We start from the raw sequence: 1,778 nt of genomic DNA, 5'->3' as shown, positions 1-1,778 counted from the left end.
GGAGGACAACAGCTCGCTGATCACCGTACGCGCCAGCGGCAGCCAGCCGCCGTTGTTCCTGGTGCATGAGTTCAGCGGCATGGACGTGTATTTCCCGGCGCTGGGCCGGCACCTGCCGGGGGACTACCCGATCTATGGCCTGCCCGGTGCACCCCTTGGCGAGGTGCAGTTGCAGACCATGGAAGGCCTGGCGGCGCGGCTGGTGGGGATCATCCGCTCGGTGCAGCCCCATGGGCCGTATCGGCTGGCGGGTTGGTCGTTCGGCGGGGTGTTGGCCTATGAAGTGGCGATGCAACTGCAGGGGCTGGACGAACCGGTGGCATTCCTCGGGTTGATCGACAGCTACGTGCCGCGCATGACCGACCAGGGCAAGGCGCGCTGGAGCGGGCCGGATGCCCTCAAGCGGCATTTGCTGTTGCAGTGCACGGCGTATTGGAAGGCACAGGGAGGTGTGGATGAGTTGGCGAGCCTTGAGCAACTGGAAGCGGACATTGGACAGCTGGACTTTGCGGGTTTGCTGCAACGCTGCCGCGATCGGCATTTGCTGTACGCGCAGATGGCGGCGGCTTCGGACGCGGACCTGTTGAGTTTTATCCAGCGGGAAGTCGGGCATGGGCATGCGTTGGCGCATTACAGCCTGTTCCCGATGCCACTGGCGGTGCACTTGTTCAGCGCCGCCGAGCGGCCGACGGAACTCTCGCGGCGCAGCCTGGATTTGGGGTGGGATGAGGCACTGGCCGTGGGGCAATTGCGCCGCATTGAGGTGCCGGGGGATCACCAGAGCATGATGCAGGCACCGCATATCCAGGCGCTGGGGCAGGCGATGGTTGAGGCCCTGGCGTTGAGTGAGGCGCCGGCTGTGGCGGTGCATCAGCCGTTGTTGCGGATCCAGAGTGGTCGCGCCGGGCAGGCACCGATCTTCTGTGTGCCGGGGGCGGGGGATAGCGTGACGGGGTTTGTAGGGTTGACCGAGGCGTTGGGACGGGACTGGCCGATCTTTGGCTTGCAGCCCCGTGGGCTGGATGGGGAGGTGGTGCCCCATAGCCAGGTTGAGGCGGCGGCGCGCTGTTATTTGCAGGCCCTGGAGCAGGAATGTCCTTCGGGGCCAGTGCATTTGGTGGGGCATTCGTTTGGCGGTTGGGTGGTGTTCGAGATGGCCACGCGGTTGCAGGCTCAGGGGCGTGAGGTGGCGTCGTTGACGTTGATCGACAGCGAGGCGCCCGGGGGCAATGGGGTGGTGGGCCGGCCCTATACCACGACGGCGGCGTTGTTGCGGTTGGTGGAGTCGATGCAGGTGGCTTCGGGTAAGTCCCTGGGGATTGATGCGGTGGATTTTGCCGGGCGCGATGAAGTGGAGCAGCGAAGGTTGTTGCATGGGGGGATGGTGGGGGTTGGGTTGTTGCCTGCGCGGTCTTCGGTGGATGCCATGGATGGGCCGGCGCGTACGTATGCGTCGGCGTTGCGCACGGTTTATCGGCCTGGTCGGCGGTATGAGGGGGTGGTGCGGTTGGTGTTGGCGGAGGATCCGACCCTGGACGCGGCAGGGAATCAGCGGGAGCAGGGGTTGATGGTTGAGGGGTGGCGCGGGTGCGTGGGGGTGTTGGAGGTTTGGTATGGGCCGGGGAATCATTTTTCGCTGCTCAAGGCGCCGAACGTCTTTAGTTTGGCGGCTTGGTGGCGGGATGGGGTTGTGGTTGGGGAGCGGGTTTCGTGAGTGTACATATCCGTTGCTGCGGTAACGGCCACTTAGGGTTCCGCTCTTACAGCGGGTCACTTTT

1 protein-coding gene is annotated in these 1,778 nt (G+C 64.7%); it reads left to right on the top strand.

Annotated elements, in window-relative coordinates:
• A partial coding sequence (locus HX846_RS32685) for an alpha/beta fold hydrolase (RefSeq protein ID WP_178966996.1) occupies positions 1 to 1,714 on the top strand: 1,714 nt, incomplete at its 5' end.
• Positions 1,715 to 1,778 lie beyond the last annotated feature (64 nt).

The organism is Pseudomonas sp. K5002, assembly GCF_013386655.1.
Classification (GTDB): Bacteria; Pseudomonadota; Gammaproteobacteria; order Pseudomonadales; family Pseudomonadaceae; genus Aquipseudomonas.
Note: the sequence above shows the minus strand (reverse complement) of the source record. Positions and strands in the feature narration are given on the sequence as shown.